Here is a 13,454-nt window from a genome sequence, read left to right as displayed (position 1 = left end):
ATAATGCTTGTCGCAAAGTTGGAATGTCACACTCACCGGGTCTGACTAAAGCCAGGACGAGGCATCTGGGATTGTTCACAGACGCCTCGATGGTCAGCAGCACATCGCCGGTCCCGCGCCAGAACCGCCGCCTCTGGGTTGATTTCGAGATATCGGCATAGCGTCGGATGCGCCGTTTCGGCGCATGCGGCATATCGTTGCTTGCGGATTGTTAGCCATATCGCATCGGTAAAGTTGCGGCACCCCTCTCAATCCAGGGATGTATTTCTGTGTGATCTGCGCTAGCTTCGGGTGCGTGCATTTGAGGACCGCGGATATCGAGACGGGTCCGGCTAGAATTGGTCGCCAAGCAGAGGTCGCAAGCCATGGATGAACCACAGCAATTGGTGAAAGCGCGGCCGGGTGGCTGGTTGCCGGATGATGCGACGGTTATTGCCGGGTGGATCGGCCGGCTGAAGGCCATGGCCCGTGAACGCGCCCTGCCGATCGTGGCGCCGATCGCCGATTTCCGCGATATGGTTTACAATGACCCAGGCCTCTACAGTCAGGCGGACCGGATGTTTGCCGATGCCTATGCCAAGGCGCCGACCACGCCGCTCGGGCAACCATCGCTTCAGAGCTTCGAGGAATTCATAGACCTGCTCAATCTGATCATGCAGATGGCGCCCGAAGCCTATCAGGATGTCAACACCCAGCAGCCAGCCGGGCTGATCGGCTTTCCGATCAATGCCTTGCTGGACTGGCCGATGGCGACCGAGGCCGGCTACAATTTCTTTTCCAATGCGCTGGTCAACCAACAGTTCAAGAAGATCCTTGCCTACTGGGCCCAATTCCTGACCTCGGAAGCCTCCCGTTATGTGCTGACCCAAGCCGAAACGCCGATCAGTCCGGAGACTGTCGCAGTGCCCTGGCTGGGTGCTGAAGCCCAGAAGGAAATGACCGGGGTTGCGACGCATGCGCTCGGCTATGGGCCTAATCCGACACCGTTTGCTTTCGACCAGATCTTCAACTGCAATCCCGGCGCGCCCTATTACGGGTTTGCCTCTTGGGATGATTTCTTCACCCGCACCTTCCGGTCAGGCGTGAGGCCCGTCAGTTTTCCGCAGGATGACAGCGTTGTCATCAATGCCTGCGAATCCGCGCCGCTGCAGGTGGTGAGCAATGTTTCGGCGAGCAATCGTTTCTGGATGAAGGGACAGCCCTACTCGCTCGAAGACATGCTGGCATTCGACGCGCTTGCTCCGCAATTCATCGGCGGAACGGTGTATCAGGCGTTTCTCAGTGCCTTGAGCTATCACCGCTGGCACAGCCCGGTCAGTGGCAAGATTGTCAAGGCCTATGTGTCAAACGGCACCTACTATCTGGAAAACCTGCACGAGGGTTTTGCCAATCCCGGCGGCGCAGATCCGAGTGCACCGAACGATTCACAACCGTTTCTCACCGCCGTTGCCACGCGCGGCATCATCTTCATCCAGGCAGACAATCCGGCGATCGGGTTGATGGCGGTCGTTCCGGTCGGCATGGCGGAAGTCTCCAGTTGCGACATCACCGTGAAGCCTGGCGATCACGTCAACAAGGGCGATCAGCTCGGCATGTTCCATTTCGGCGGATCGACCCATTGCCTGGTGTTCCGGCCAGGCGTCAATCTGAAGTTCAATTTTTATGGTCAGGCGCCGGGTCTCGACGCGATCAATATGCGCGTCAACACCGCGATTGCGGCGGTTGTCTGAAGCGGGCAACGCCCGTGGTCAATCGCCGGCGCCCTCGCCCGTTGCGTTGCATTGAGCTTTTTATCTCCGCCCGAATGCCGATCGTTCGGCCGTGACCGTCGGCTCGCGCCCGTTTGCCGAGGTGCTGCGGCATACAACGGCCTTGAGCAATTTCAACACGATATGCGGCCTTGTCACCGCATGAGAGCGGGCCATCGCACGTCTGAGGGGTTTGCCACGTGGTCACGAAGCCGCGACCGGATGACGATTCGATGACAAAGCTCTTTTCGAACTGGAAAATCGCACTATCCTCTATATTCGCGGCGACTGAAAAAAGGGGAAACACGATGTGCAGTCGATTTGCAGCGGCCCTTGTTGTTTTGGCGGGGCTTTTTCCCGGGCTGGCTTCGGCCGATGATCCGACGGCTGGCGACCCAGCCACACAAGCGCGACAGGTGATCACCCAGCAGATCACCGCATTTCTAAACAATGATATCCCGGCCGCCTATTCCTTCGCGTCGCCTGAGATAAAATCGGCATTTCCGAATGCCGAACGGTTTTTCGAGATGGTGAAGAAGAGTTACGAGCCGGTATACCGGCCCGGAAACTTTGCCTTCGGCCGCAACCAGATGTCACCGGATGGCACGGTCGCTTTTCAGGAAGTGCTGATTTCAGCGCCCGACGGCAAGGACTGGGCGGTGTTTTACGAACTCAAGCGCCAGCGCGGCGGCAATTTCGCCATCAACGGCGTACGGATGATGCGCGAGACAAATAGCCAGGGGATCTAGATCCGGGAGCGCATTGAAGGCGACTGCAAAGGCAACGGGCAGAGGTTTCCCCCTGCCCGAACGGTGATGTTGTCCAATGCAAGTGTTGCCCGATGAAGGCCGGAGCGTCACAGCTTGTCGATGTCGCCCCGGTTCCACATCTCGATCGTTTCGGCCTTGAAATCCTCGAAGCGATCCTCGGCGATCGCCTTGCGGATACCCTGCATCAGTTCCTGATAATAGGACAGGTTGTTCCACGACAGCAGCATCCCGCCGAGCGCTTCGTTCGAGCGCACAAGGTGATGAAGATAGGCGCGTGAATAGTCGCGGGCGGCCGGGCAGGACGACTGATCGTCGAGCGGACGGATATCTTCGGCGTGGCGGGCATTGCGGATATTGACCTTGCCGCGGCGGGTAAACGCCAGACCATGGCGACCGGACCGGGTCGGCATGACGCAGTCGAACATATCGATGCCTTCGGCGACCGATTTCAGCATATCGTCGGGCGTGCCGACGCCCATCAGATAACGCGGCTTTTCGACCGGCAGCACCGGGAGCGTGATGCCGAGCATTTCGAGCATGACGGATTGCGGTTCACCGACGGCGAGACCGCCGATGGAATAGCCCTTCAGATCGAGCTGCTTCAGGCCTTCTGCCGAGCGGATGCGCAAAGCCGGCTGATCGCCGCCCTGGACGATGCCGAACATCGCCTTGCCGGGCTGGTTGCCAAAGGCGACGCGGCAGCGCTCGGCCCAGCGCAGCGACAGTTCCATGGCACGCTCGATCTCGCGCGGCTCATTGGGCAGCGCTACACATTCGTCGAGCTGCATCTGGATGTCGCTGTCGAGCAGGCCCTGGATCTCGATCGAGCGTTCCGGCGACATGTGGTGCAGGGAGCCATCGACATGGCTCTTGAAGGTAACGCCCTGCTCGTCGAGCTTGCGCAGGCCCGACAGCGACATGACCTGGAAGCCGCCGGAATCGGTGAGGATCGGGCCCGGCCAGCGGATCAGCTCATGCAGGCCGCCGAGGCGGGCGACGCGTTCCGGGCCGGGGCGCAGCATCAGGTGATAGGTATTGCCGAGAATGATATCGGCGCCACCTTCCTTGACCTGGTCGAGATACATCGCCTTGACCGTGCCGACGGTGCCAACCGGCATGAAGGCCGGGGTGCGGATCGTACCGCGCGGCATGGTGATCTCACCGAGGCGCGCCTTGCCGCTGGTCGCCTTCAGGGTGAAGGTGAAGTTCTCAGATGTGGTTTCAGGAGTGGGTTCGGACATGGGATTTATCGGTCTTTCCGGAACAGCAGGCTTGAATCGCCATAGGAATAGAAACGGTAGCCGGTCTCGATCGCATGGGCATAGGCCGCATGCATGGTCTCGAAGCCGGCAAAGGCCGAGACCAGCATGAACAGCGTCGATTTCGGCAGGTGAAAATTGGTCATCAGCATGTCGACCGCCTTGAAACGGTAGCCGGGTGTGATGAAGATGCCAGTGGCGCCGGACCATGCGGGAATGTGACCGTCGTCACGCGCCGCACTTTCGATCAGGCGCAGAGAGGTCGTACCGACGCAGACGATGCGGTTGCCGCGGGCGCGCACGGCATTCAGCGCCGCCGCCGTCTCGGCCGAGACGTAACCTATCTCCTGGTGCATCTTGTGGTCGGCGGTATCGTCCGCCTTGACCGGAAGGAAGGTGCCGGCGCCGACATGCAGGGTGACGAAATGGCGCTCGACACCGGCGGCATCCAGTCTGGCAAACAGGTCGGGGGTAAAGTGCAGACCGGCGGTCGGGGCGGCCACGGCCCCCTCCTCGCGCGCGTAAATGGTCTGGTAGTCGGCACGGTCCTTCTCGTCCTCCGGCCGCTTGGCAGCGATATAGGGCGGAAGCGGGATATGACCGACGGTGGCGATCGCCTGATCGAGATCGGGACCGGAAAGGTCGAAGGCAAGCTCGATTTCGCCGCCCTCGCCTTTTTCGGCGACCGTCGCATCCAGCGTGCCGAGCAGGCAGGCAGCGCCCTCGCCCGTTTCGCCGAAGCGGATACGATCACCGACCTTGATGCGCTTGCCCGGCTTGGCAAAGGCCTTCCAGCGGCTGGCGCCAACACGCATATGCAGTGTGCAGGAGACGACAATCTCCTCGGCGCCTTCGCGGAACCGCACGCCTTCGAGCTGAGCCGGGATGACCTTGGTATCGTTGAAGACCAGCGCATCGCCCGGCTGGAGAAAAGCCGGCAGATCGAAAACCTGACGGTCTTCCAGCAAGGGTTCGGCGTCCGGCCTGACGATCAGGAAACGGGCATGGTCGCGCGGGCTTGCAGGCCGCAGCGCGATATTGTCGTCCGGCAGATCGAAGTCGAAGAGGTCTACACGCATTCTGGTCGGTCTATCGGTTTGTCTTGGCGGTTGGTCTGGGATGGCGGTAGGTCTGGGCTGGCTGGCTGTTTGACGAACCGAGTTCGGCACGCAAACGGCCAGCAAAGAATCCTGCGCTTTAAAATGCGAAAACCCGCCCGGGCGCAAGGCGCCAAGGCGGGTTTCTGCGAGACGATGCCTCAGGCGTCGGCAGCGACCTTCATCGAGACGATCGAGTCCGGATCGCGAACCGGTTCGCCACGCTTGATGGTGTCGATGACGTCCATGCCCTCGATGACCTGGCCCCAGGCAGAATACTGCTTGTTCAGCCAAGGGGCATCGGTGAAGCAGATGAAGAACTGCGAGTTGGCAGAGTTCGGGTTCTGCGAACGGGCCATCGAGCAGGTGCCACGGGTGTGGTTGGTGGCCGAGAATTCAGCCTTCAGGTCCGGCTTGGACGAGCCGCCCATGCCGGCACGACCCGGGTTGAAGTCCGCACCGCCCTGTTTGCCGTACTGGACGTCGCCGGTCTGAGCCATAAAGTCCTCGATGACGCGGTGGAAAACCACGCCGTCATAGGCGCCTTCGCGCGACAGTTCCTTGATCCGCTCGACGTGACCCGGCGCGATGTCCGGGAATAGGGAAATAACGACCTTACCCTTGGTCGTTTCCATGATGATTGTGTTTTCCGGATCCTTGATCTCGGCCATATTCTTTCTCCTTATTGTGGGGCGATTGCCCGATTATCAATTGCGGCCGACGGTGACCTTCACCATGCGGTCGGGGTTCGAGACTTCGCCATTGCCACCTTCGCCACGCTTGATCTTGTCGACGGCATCCATGCCAGCGACAACCTTGCCGACGACCGTGTACTGGCCGTTGAGGAAGCCGCCATCGGCAAACATGATGAAGAACTGCGAGTTGGCGGAATTCGGATCCTGGCTGCGGGCCATGCCGATGGTGCCGCGTTCGAACGGCACGCTGGAAAATTCGGCCGGAAGGTCCGGCATGCTGGAACCGCCTGTGCCGGCGCGCGAACCGTCAAAGCCGTTTTCCATGTCGCCGAACTGCACATCGCCGGTCTGGGCCATGAAGCCCTCGATGACGCGGTGGAAGGCAACATTGTCATATTCGCCCTTCTTGGCGAGTTCCTTGATCTGCGCGACATGCTTTGGTGCAATGTCGGGCATCAACTGGATAACGACCGGGCCATCCTTGAGCTGGATGGTGAGGAAATCGTCGTTCGACTGGGCCTGCGCTGTGCCAAGTCCGGCTACGGCGAGGAAAAATGCGGTGGCGAGATGGACGAGCTTCATGGTCACTCCGGTCATGTCTGGGGCTTAGCGCCCGTGTTTTGATTTCAGGGCAGCAAGAACAGCGGCCGGGACGAAGGCGCTCACATCACCCCCCATGGCGGCGATTTGCCGGACCAATGTGGCGGTAATGGGCCGCGAGGCGGTTCCGGCCGGCAGGAAGACGGTCTGCAGCTCCGGTGCCATATGGGCGTTCATGCCGGCCATCTGCATTTCATAGTCGAAGTCGGTGCCATCGCGCAGGCCGCGCACGAGAAGGCGGGCGTCGTGACGGCGGGCGGCATCGACGGCCAGGCCATCGAATGACACGACATCGACATCCCCTGCCCGGTCCGGCAGCGTCTGCGCCAACGCCTGACCAATCAACGCAGCGCGCTCTTCATAGGAAAAGAGCGGCGTCTTGCCGGGATGGATACCGATGGCGACGATAACTTTGCCGGCGACATTGAGCGCCTGGACGAGCACATCGAGATGACCATTGGTCACTGGATCGAATGAGCCTGGATAAAATGCCGTTGTCATGACATCCCGATCATTGTTTTCGACCGCCTTTTGTCACGGAAGGCGGCGCACCGCAAGCGATTTGCCACGCCGGCTCCACGCCGCTGGCCGGAAGCCAAGTCGCCAACATGGCGACGGGCGCAGCCGGTGAATGACGGATGAACGGTGCATTCAAGCTCGTTTCAGGTCGACCACGGTAGAAATGCATCATCGTCAACACGCGCCTTCAAGATAAAGGTCCAGCCATGCTTGCCATCCTCATCGCTTCAGCCATTGCCGCTTCGCTTCTGGTTGAACTCGGACTTGCCGTGACACGGGCCTTGCTTGAGACAACGCATGATGAACACGAAGATGAACGCCAGATGAACAGCGTGTTCAAGCGCACTTCAGGCGCTGTTCATTAAACACATTTCTACACTGCGCAGGAACCATTCCTGATTGCGAACATTATTACGGCAGACTGCCGAGTTTCGAAGGACTAGCGCCATGCATGACAAAGTTGCCCTGATCAACCTGGTTTGGATGATGATGATGACTGCCATGGTTGCGACTTCCGCAACCTTCTATGTCAACGACAGCAAAGACGCCAAGTATTACGGCCCGCCGATGACCGCCCGCTACCACAGCTTCGGTCATTAATCGGATATCAAATCTTCGCCGCTAGATACGAAACGTCGCTGAAAAAGAAAGGAAGACCATGTTTTTGACCCTCACGGTTCTTGCCGCTCTCATCAGTGGTATGTTCGTCGCCTCCGTAGCGTCTACCGTCACGGCGCTGAAGCGCGAAAATGATGATTTCCGGGCCATGATGGAGCGCCGCAAGGCCTTCTAAGCTCTTACAGAGCGGCCAACCCGGCGGATCCACACGCGGGTATCAAGAAGCCGCATCGGACTTGATGTCAGACCTCCAGTCAAAAAGCCCGCCAGGACGACAGTCCAGCGGGCTTTTTCGTGTTTTCTGACTATCGTCGAAGGGAGAGAGCGGCCGGCCCAAAGTTTAGGGCCGGTGCTACCTTTCAGCTTTACTCGGCAGTCGGCTCGGCAGTATCCGGTCCGCTTTCGACCGGCGCCTGCGTGACCTCTCCCTCGACCGCCTCGACAACACCTTCCACGACATCTTCCTCGCCTTCCGGCTCGCTGATGCGCTCGACGGAGACAACCTTCTCATCTTTGGCGGTCGAGAAGATGGTGACGCCCTTGGTCGCCCGGCTGGCGATGCGGATGCCGTCGACCGGCACGCGGATCAGCTGGCCGCCGTCGGACACCAGCATCAACTGGTCCTTGTCCTGGACCGGGAAGGCGGCGACCAGTTCGCCGATCTCGCTGGTCTTCGACGTATCGGTGGCGCGGATCCCCTTGCCGCCACGGCCCGAGGTACGGAAATCGTAGGACGACGAGCGCTTGCCGTAACCCTTCTGCGAGACGGTCAGGACGAACTGTTCCTGCGCCTTCAGCGCTTCGTAGCGTTCGTCGGACAGCTGTCCTTCCTCGACCACTTCCTCGCCGACAAGCGCGATATCGTCTTCGTCGACGCCCGCTGCACGGCGTTCTACTGCCGAACGCTTCAGATAGGCGGCGCGCTCCCAGGGTTCAGCCTCCACGTGACCGACGATGGTCATCGAGATGATGCGGTCGCCATCTGCGAGCGTAATGCCGCGAACACCGATGGAATTGCGGCCCGCGAAGACGCGAACTTCGTCGATCGGGAAGCGGATGGCCTGGCCGAGCGCCGTGGTCAGCAGCACGTCGTCGCCCGGAAGGTTCAGGTCTTGGTTCGGCGGGACGCAGGTCTCGACGTTGAGGATCTCGTCACCCTCTTCCTCGAGCTTCATCGCGATCTTGCCGTTGCGGTTGACCTGGATGAAGTCGGACAGCTTGTTGCGGCGCACGGTGCCGCGCGTCGTCGAGAACATGACGTCGAGGTTTTCCCAGCTCGTCTCGTCCTCGGGCAATGGCATGATCGAGGTGATGCGCTCGCCGGGCTCCAGCGGGAACATGTTGATCATCGCCTTGCCGCGCGAAGTCGGCGTGCCGATCGGCAGGCGCCAGACCTTTTCCTTGTAGACGATGCCGCGCGAGGAGAAGAACAGCACCGGCGTATGCGTGTTCGCGACGAACAGGCGGGTTGCGAAATCCTCATCCTTCATCGCCATGCCGGAACGGCCCTTGCCGCCGCGACGCTGGGCGCGGTAGGTGGCGAGCGGCACGCGCTTGATGTAGCCGGCGTGCGACACGGTGACGACCATGTCCTCGCGGGCGATCAGGTCCTCGTCATCCATATCCGGACCACCATCCATGATGATGCTGCGGCGCGGCGTGCCGAACTCGTCACGGACGGCGATAAGTTCGTCCTTGACGATCGTCTGGATGCGCAGACGCGACGAGAGGATGTCGAGGTAATCGGCGATTTCCGCGCCGATCTTGTTGAGTTCCTCGTCGATTTCGTCGCGGCCGAGAGCGGTCAGGCGAGCCAGGCGCAGTTCGAGAATGGCGCGGGCCTGCTCCTCGGACAGATTGTAGGTCAGGTCCTCGTTGATCCGGTGGCGCGGATCGTCGATCAGGCGGATCAGCGATTCGACGTCCTTGGCCGGCCAGCGGCGCGTCATCAGCTGTTCGCGCGCGGTTGCCGGATCGGGCGCACGGCGGATCAGGGCGATGACCTCATCGATATTGGCAACCGCGATCGCCAGACCGACCAAGACATGGGCGCGATCGCGCGCCTTGCGCAGGAGGTACTTGGTGCGGCGGCTGACGACGTCTTCGCGGAAGGCGACGAAGGCGCGCAGCATGTCGAGCAGCGTCATCTGCTCCGGCTTGCCGCCGTTCAGGGCCACCATATTGCAGCCAAACGAGGTCTGCAGCGGCGTATAGCGGTAAAGCTGGTTCAGGATGACGTCGGCATTGGCATCGCGCTTGAGTTCGATGACGACGCGGTAGCCTTGGCGGTCACTTTCGTCGCGCAGGTCGGAAATGCCCTCGATGCGCTTTTCGCGCACGAGTTCGGCCATCTTCTCGATCATCGTCGACTTGTTCACCTGATAGGGAACTTCGGTGATGATGATCTGTTCACGGTCGCCGCGCATCGGTTCGACGCGGGCAACGCCACGCATGATCACCGAACCGCGGCCGGTCTCATAGGCCGACCGGATGCCGGAGCGACCGAGGATCAATGCGCCGGTCGGAAAGTCCGGCCCGGGGATGATCTGCATCAGTTCCGGCAGTTCGATCGCCGGATTGTCCATCAGCGCGATACAGCCGTCGACAACTTCGACGAGATTGTGCGGCGGGATATTGGTGGCCATGCCGACCGCGATGCCGCCGGCGCCATTGACCAGCAGGTTTGGGAACTTGGCCGGAACGACGACCGGTTCCGACATGGTGCCGTCGTAGTTGTCGCGGAAATCGACGGTTTCCTTGTCGAGATCGTCGAGCAGCGCATGCGCCACCTTTTCCAGCCGGCACTCGGTGTAACGCTGAGCGGCCGGCGGATCGCCGTCGATCGAGCCGAAATTGCCCTGACCATCGATCAGCGGCATGCGCAGCGACCAGTCCTGCGCCATACGGGCGAGCGCGTCATAGATCGCCGAGTCACCATGCGGATGGTATTTACCCATCACGTCACCGGTGACACGGGCGCTCTTGACGTATTTCTTGTTCCAGTCGAGCCCCAGTTCGTTCATCCCGAAAAGGATGCGGCGATGCACGGGTTTCAACCCGTCACGCACGTCGGGAAGCGCGCGGCTCACGATCACGCTCATCGCGTAATCGAGATAGGACCGCTGCATTTCCTCCATGATGGAAATAGGCTCGATGCCTTGCGGGAACTTGCCGCCGCCGGGAGTGCTTTGCTCAGTCAAATCAGGTCACGATCTTTGTTCGGAATCACTGGAGATTTTATAGCGGAACAGGCGCGAAAGCGCCAATTTCCAGCACGGTTATAAACAGGCTTTTGCGGCTGTGGAAAGGCAATTGCGTCAATATCTTGGTGCTTGCCTTGCCAAGCCCACGCGGCTTGCATCTAAATGACGACTTACACAGGGAGATCTCAGATATGGCCAGCGCCGACGCCATGATTGCCGCTTTCACAACCTTGCTCGTCACGGTCGATCCGCCGGGGCTGGCACCGCTGTTTCTCGGCCTGACCGTCGGCATGAACAAGAGCCAGCGCCGTCAGGTCGCTGTGCGCGGATCGGTCATGGGCTTTGCCATCCTCACCGTGTTTGCCCTGTTCGGCGCCACCATCCTCGGCGCTCTCGGCATCTCGATGGGTGCATTCCGCATCGCCGGCGGGCTGATGCTGTTTGCCATCGCTTTCGAGATGATTTTCGAGCGCCGCAACGAGCGCAAGGAAAAGACCACCGACGACGCGATCACCAAGGATCACATTCACAATCTGGCGGTGTTTCCGCTGGCCATTCCGCTGATCGCCGGTCCGGGCGCGATCTCGGCGACCGTGCTGATCGCCGGGACAATGAACGACCTGATGGGCAGAGCGCAGCTGATCGGCGTCATCGCCGTGGTTCTCGGCCTGGTCTACCTAGCGCTCAGCGTTGCCGAGCGGCTGAACCGCTTCCTCGGCGTGACCGGCCGGGCACTGCTGACACGGCTTCTCGGCGTGCTCCTGGCGGCGCTGTCGGTGCAGTTCGTCGTCGATGGGGTGAAGTCAGCCTTCGCTGCGTGAGGGTGCCTTCAGGGACGGCAGAACGCCGCCTTCACGAAGGCGCGGTAGGCAAGCACCTGGCGCTCCAGCACATCCGGCTGATGCAGGACCTTCGACATGATGATGGCGCCGTCGATAATGCAGGAAAGCATGGCCGCAAGGTCGGCCAACTCGACATTGGCATTGAGCGGGTGTAGCGTGGAGATACGCTCCAGATAACCAAGGAAGCGGGCATTCCATGACACGACGGCTTGTGCGCTGAGTTCGCGGACCTCCCGGTCGAACAGGCGTTCCTGATAGCAGATTGCGGAAATCATGCATCCCGGATGCACGCTTGGCAGATCCTTCATCAGTTCGGCCAGGAGTTTCAAACCGATCAGGAAGGCTTCGAGCGGATCGTCGCTCAATTCCGCGCCGCGAGCGAATATATCGTCGAAGATCTGCTCATTCTCGGCAATGTAGCGGCGCAGCATCTCGTGGGCGAGTTCGTTCTTGTCCCTGAAGTGATAGAAGAAACCGCTCTTGGTGATGCCCGCTTCTGCGATCACCTCCTCGATCGAGGTCGCGGCAAAGCCCTTCGACAGCACGCTGTGCTGCGCGATCTCCAGAATTCGCTCGCGTGTCGCAGCGCCCTTTCGGCTCTCCTGTCTGTCCAAGATCTGTACTCACGGTATGGTTTTCATCACGGAACGGGGCGCAAGTTAACAGTCGACGACCACGCGGAACGACACAAGCCTTTGAAATAACTATGCTTCCCAAGCCAATGTACGTGCCGCACCACAAGATCACTGGAATGCAACGGCACGGATTTGCGAGAAATGAAGTCATCGACGGCACACACGTCTGCCGTTGCGGATCGATTTTATCATCGGAGACACATCATGGCAAAGTACAGACAGCAACTGCCGCAGCTTGAAGGCGGCGACTTCCTGACGGATGGCGGGATGGAAACCACCTTCGTCTTTCACCGGGGCATGGAACTGCCGCATTTCGCCGCCTTCCCGCTGCTCGACAGCGACGATGGCCGCAGCGAACTGCTCAGCTATATCGAGCCCTATATCCTGCTCGCGCAGCAACGCGGAGTCGGCTTCATTCTCGACACGCCGACATGGCGGGCCAATGCAGACTGGGGCCAGAAGCTCGGCTATGACCGCAAGGCCTTGCACGCCCTCAACCTGCGCGCCGTGGACTTCGCCGCAGCCTGCCGGAACCGGTGGGAGACGCGCGCCACGCCGGTGGTGATCAGCGGCATCATCGGGCCACGCGGCGATGCCTACAAGAACGGCCAGACCAGCGTGACGGAGGCGCATGACTATCATGCCGACCAGGTCGCCAGCTTTGCGCAATCGGCAGCCGACATGGTCTCGGCGATGACGATCAACACGGTGGAAGAGGCAAGCGGTATCGCGCTTGCTGCGGCTGGGCACGGGATCCCGTGTGTGATGTCGTTCACGGTCGAAACCGACGGGCATCTGTTGAACGGCACCAGCCTGCAGGAAGCGATCGAGCGGACCGACGAAGCCACCAATGGCGGGCCGGTCTACTACATGGTCAATTGCGCCCACCCGACGCATTTCGAGCAGGCTCTGGCCGCCGATGCACCCTGGGTCCAGCGCATCTATGGCCTGAGGGCAAATGCCTCGGCCAAGAGCCATGCCGAGCTGGATGAAAGCGAGACACTCGATATCGGCGATCCGGCCGATCTCGGGCGTCGTTACCGGGCATTGCGGCGGAATTTTCCGGGCTTCCGGATCCTCGGTGGCTGCTGCGGCACGGACCATCGCCATATCGAGGCGATCTGCGAGGCCTGCACGCCGTCCGCCGGGCTCGCCGCCTGACGCAGGACAACGGAGAATCCTGCGGTTGACAGCCAAAAGCCGTCCGCAAAGCACTGCGGACGGCATTGCAAACAGAGAGTATCGAATACATAGAACGTATCCGAGACCGGAGGTTTGCGACGTCGTTGATGGCGTCAAGTCAGCGTTTGCCGTTTGCCGGATCAGGGAAGCGCTGCCAGGAAGGCCTGGACGATCTTGGCAGAATTGGCCGAGGCGAGTGCGAAGAAGACGCCCATCTCATTTTCCGCCTCGCCGCCGCCAGCCAGGTCTGACAGGCTGCGGAAGGCGATGAACGGCACGCCATTGC

14 protein-coding genes are annotated in these 13,454 nt (G+C 60.6%); 7 read left to right on the top strand and 7 right to left on the bottom strand.

The genetic code is table 11. The features are described 5' to 3' along the window. The first annotated feature begins 365 nt into the window (after positions 1-365). Entirely contained in the window at positions 366-1,730 is a 1,365-nt protein-coding gene (locus tag PDO_RS02830; protein WP_007597505.1) for a phosphatidylserine decarboxylase family protein, read from the top strand. 251 nt (positions 1,731-1,981) lie between these two features. Beyond that, the gene (locus tag PDO_RS02825; protein WP_244426329.1) at positions 1,982-2,497 is read left to right on the top strand and encodes a DUF4864 domain-containing protein; all 516 of its coding nucleotides are present in this window, start codon (positions 1,982-1,984) and stop codon (positions 2,495-2,497) included. Between the two features lie 107 nt (positions 2,498-2,604). Here PDO_RS02825 and tgt read toward each other — a convergent pair whose 3' ends face one another. From tgt to coaD, 5 genes are all read right to left on the bottom strand, one after another. Next, positions 2,605-3,759: a tRNA guanosine(34) transglycosylase Tgt gene (tgt, locus tag PDO_RS02820; protein WP_007597500.1), complete on the bottom strand. Its 1,155-nt coding sequence runs from the start codon at positions 3,757-3,759 to the stop codon at positions 2,605-2,607. A 5-nt stretch (positions 3,760-3,764) separates the two neighbouring features. Then, positions 3,765-4,856, bottom strand: coding sequence for a tRNA preQ1(34) S-adenosylmethionine ribosyltransferase-isomerase QueA (gene queA / locus PDO_RS02815; protein WP_007597499.1), 1,092 nt, complete (start codon positions 4,854-4,856; stop codon positions 3,765-3,767). A 179-nt stretch (positions 4,857-5,035) separates the two neighbouring features. Continuing rightward, entirely contained in the window at positions 5,036-5,545 is a 510-nt protein-coding gene (locus tag PDO_RS02810) for a peptidylprolyl isomerase (protein ID WP_007597497.1), read from the bottom strand. A gap of 36 nt (positions 5,546-5,581) precedes the next feature. Continuing rightward, positions 5,582-6,151, bottom strand: coding sequence for a peptidylprolyl isomerase (locus PDO_RS02805; protein WP_007597495.1), 570 nt, complete (start codon positions 6,149-6,151; stop codon positions 5,582-5,584). Between the two features lie 24 nt (positions 6,152-6,175). After that, positions 6,176-6,670, bottom strand: a complete 495-nt coding sequence (gene coaD / locus PDO_RS02800) for a pantetheine-phosphate adenylyltransferase (protein WP_007597493.1) — start codon at positions 6,668-6,670, stop codon at positions 6,176-6,178. 224 nt (positions 6,671-6,894) lie between these two features. Here coaD and PDO_RS28180 point away from each other — a divergent pair, with 224 nt between their 5' ends. The 3 genes from PDO_RS28180 to PDO_RS29235 all read left to right on the top strand — a co-directional run bounded on the left by PDO_RS28180 (position 6,895) and on the right by PDO_RS29235 (position 7,481). Further along, on the top strand, positions 6,895-7,053 hold the full coding sequence (locus PDO_RS28180; protein WP_007597491.1) for a hypothetical protein: 159 nt from the start codon (positions 6,895-6,897) through the stop codon (positions 7,051-7,053). An 82-nt stretch (positions 7,054-7,135) separates the two neighbouring features. Further along, the gene (locus tag PDO_RS28175; RefSeq protein ID WP_007597489.1) at positions 7,136-7,288 is read left to right on the top strand and encodes a hypothetical protein; all 153 of its coding nucleotides are present in this window, start codon (positions 7,136-7,138) and stop codon (positions 7,286-7,288) included. A gap of 58 nt (positions 7,289-7,346) precedes the next feature. Beyond that, positions 7,347-7,481, top strand: a complete 135-nt coding sequence (locus PDO_RS29235; protein ID WP_007597486.1) for a hypothetical protein — start codon at positions 7,347-7,349, stop codon at positions 7,479-7,481. A gap of 190 nt (positions 7,482-7,671) precedes the next feature. Here PDO_RS29235 and gyrA read toward each other — a convergent pair whose 3' ends face one another. After that, a complete protein-coding gene (gene gyrA, locus PDO_RS02795; RefSeq protein WP_037072458.1) occupies positions 7,672-10,506 on the bottom strand; it encodes a DNA gyrase subunit A in 2,835 nt (944 codons plus the stop codon). 194 nt (positions 10,507-10,700) lie between these two features. On the opposite strand from gyrA, the gene PDO_RS02790 reads away from it, so the two are divergent. After that, entirely contained in the window at positions 10,701-11,330 is a 630-nt protein-coding gene (locus PDO_RS02790) for a MarC family protein (RefSeq protein WP_007597479.1), read from the top strand. A gap of 8 nt (positions 11,331-11,338) precedes the next feature. Here PDO_RS02790 and PDO_RS02785 read toward each other — a convergent pair whose 3' ends face one another. Then, positions 11,339-11,965 carry a TetR/AcrR family transcriptional regulator gene (locus PDO_RS02785; RefSeq protein WP_007597477.1) on the bottom strand — a complete coding sequence of 209 codons (627 nt, stop codon included), beginning with the start codon at positions 11,963-11,965 and terminating at the stop codon, positions 11,339-11,341. A 225-nt stretch (positions 11,966-12,190) separates the two neighbouring features. Here PDO_RS02785 and PDO_RS02780 point away from each other — a divergent pair, with 225 nt between their 5' ends. Then, on the top strand, positions 12,191-13,147 hold the full coding sequence (locus PDO_RS02780; RefSeq protein WP_007597475.1) for a homocysteine S-methyltransferase family protein: 957 nt from the start codon (positions 12,191-12,193) through the stop codon (positions 13,145-13,147). The last annotated feature ends 307 nt before the right edge of the window (positions 13,148-13,454 follow it).

This window comes from Rhizobium sp. PDO1-076 (assembly GCF_000247475.1).
In the GTDB taxonomy this organism is placed as follows: domain Bacteria; phylum Pseudomonadota; class Alphaproteobacteria; order Rhizobiales; family Rhizobiaceae; genus Allorhizobium.
This window is presented reverse-complemented; position numbering and strand designations above follow the sequence as displayed.

What these genes read in the sequence shown, in the direction of transcription:
- PDO_RS02805 (WP_007597495.1), bottom strand. Translation starts at nt 6,151, where the DNA reads ATGAAGCTCGTCCATCTCGCCACCGCATTTTTCCTCGCCGTAGCCGGA.
- coaD (WP_007597493.1), bottom strand. Translation starts at nt 6,670, where the DNA reads ATGACAACGGCATTTTATCCAGGCTCATTCGATCCAGTGACCAATGGT.
- PDO_RS29235 (WP_007597486.1), top strand. Translation starts at nt 7,347, where the DNA reads ATGTTTTTGACCCTCACGGTTCTTGCCGCTCTCATCAGTGGTATGTTC.
- tgt (WP_007597500.1), bottom strand. Translation starts at nt 3,759, where the DNA reads ATGTCCGAACCCACTCCTGAAACCACATCTGAGAACTTCACCTTCACC.
- PDO_RS02810 (WP_007597497.1), bottom strand. Translation starts at nt 5,545, where the DNA reads ATGGCCGAGATCAAGGATCCGGAAAACACAATCATCATGGAAACGACC.
- PDO_RS28180 (WP_007597491.1), top strand. Translation starts at nt 6,895, where the DNA reads ATGCTTGCCATCCTCATCGCTTCAGCCATTGCCGCTTCGCTTCTGGTT.
- PDO_RS02830 (WP_007597505.1), top strand. Translation starts at nt 366, where the DNA reads ATGGATGAACCACAGCAATTGGTGAAAGCGCGGCCGGGTGGCTGGTTG.
- PDO_RS02790 (WP_007597479.1), top strand. Translation starts at nt 10,701, where the DNA reads ATGGCCAGCGCCGACGCCATGATTGCCGCTTTCACAACCTTGCTCGTC.
- PDO_RS28175 (WP_007597489.1), top strand. Translation starts at nt 7,136, where the DNA reads ATGCATGACAAAGTTGCCCTGATCAACCTGGTTTGGATGATGATGATG.
- queA (WP_007597499.1), bottom strand. Translation starts at nt 4,856, where the DNA reads ATGCGTGTAGACCTCTTCGACTTCGATCTGCCGGACGACAATATCGCG.
- PDO_RS02780 (WP_007597475.1), top strand. Translation starts at nt 12,191, where the DNA reads ATGGCAAAGTACAGACAGCAACTGCCGCAGCTTGAAGGCGGCGACTTC.
- PDO_RS02825 (WP_244426329.1), top strand. Translation starts at nt 1,982, where the DNA reads ATGACAAAGCTCTTTTCGAACTGGAAAATCGCACTATCCTCTATATTC.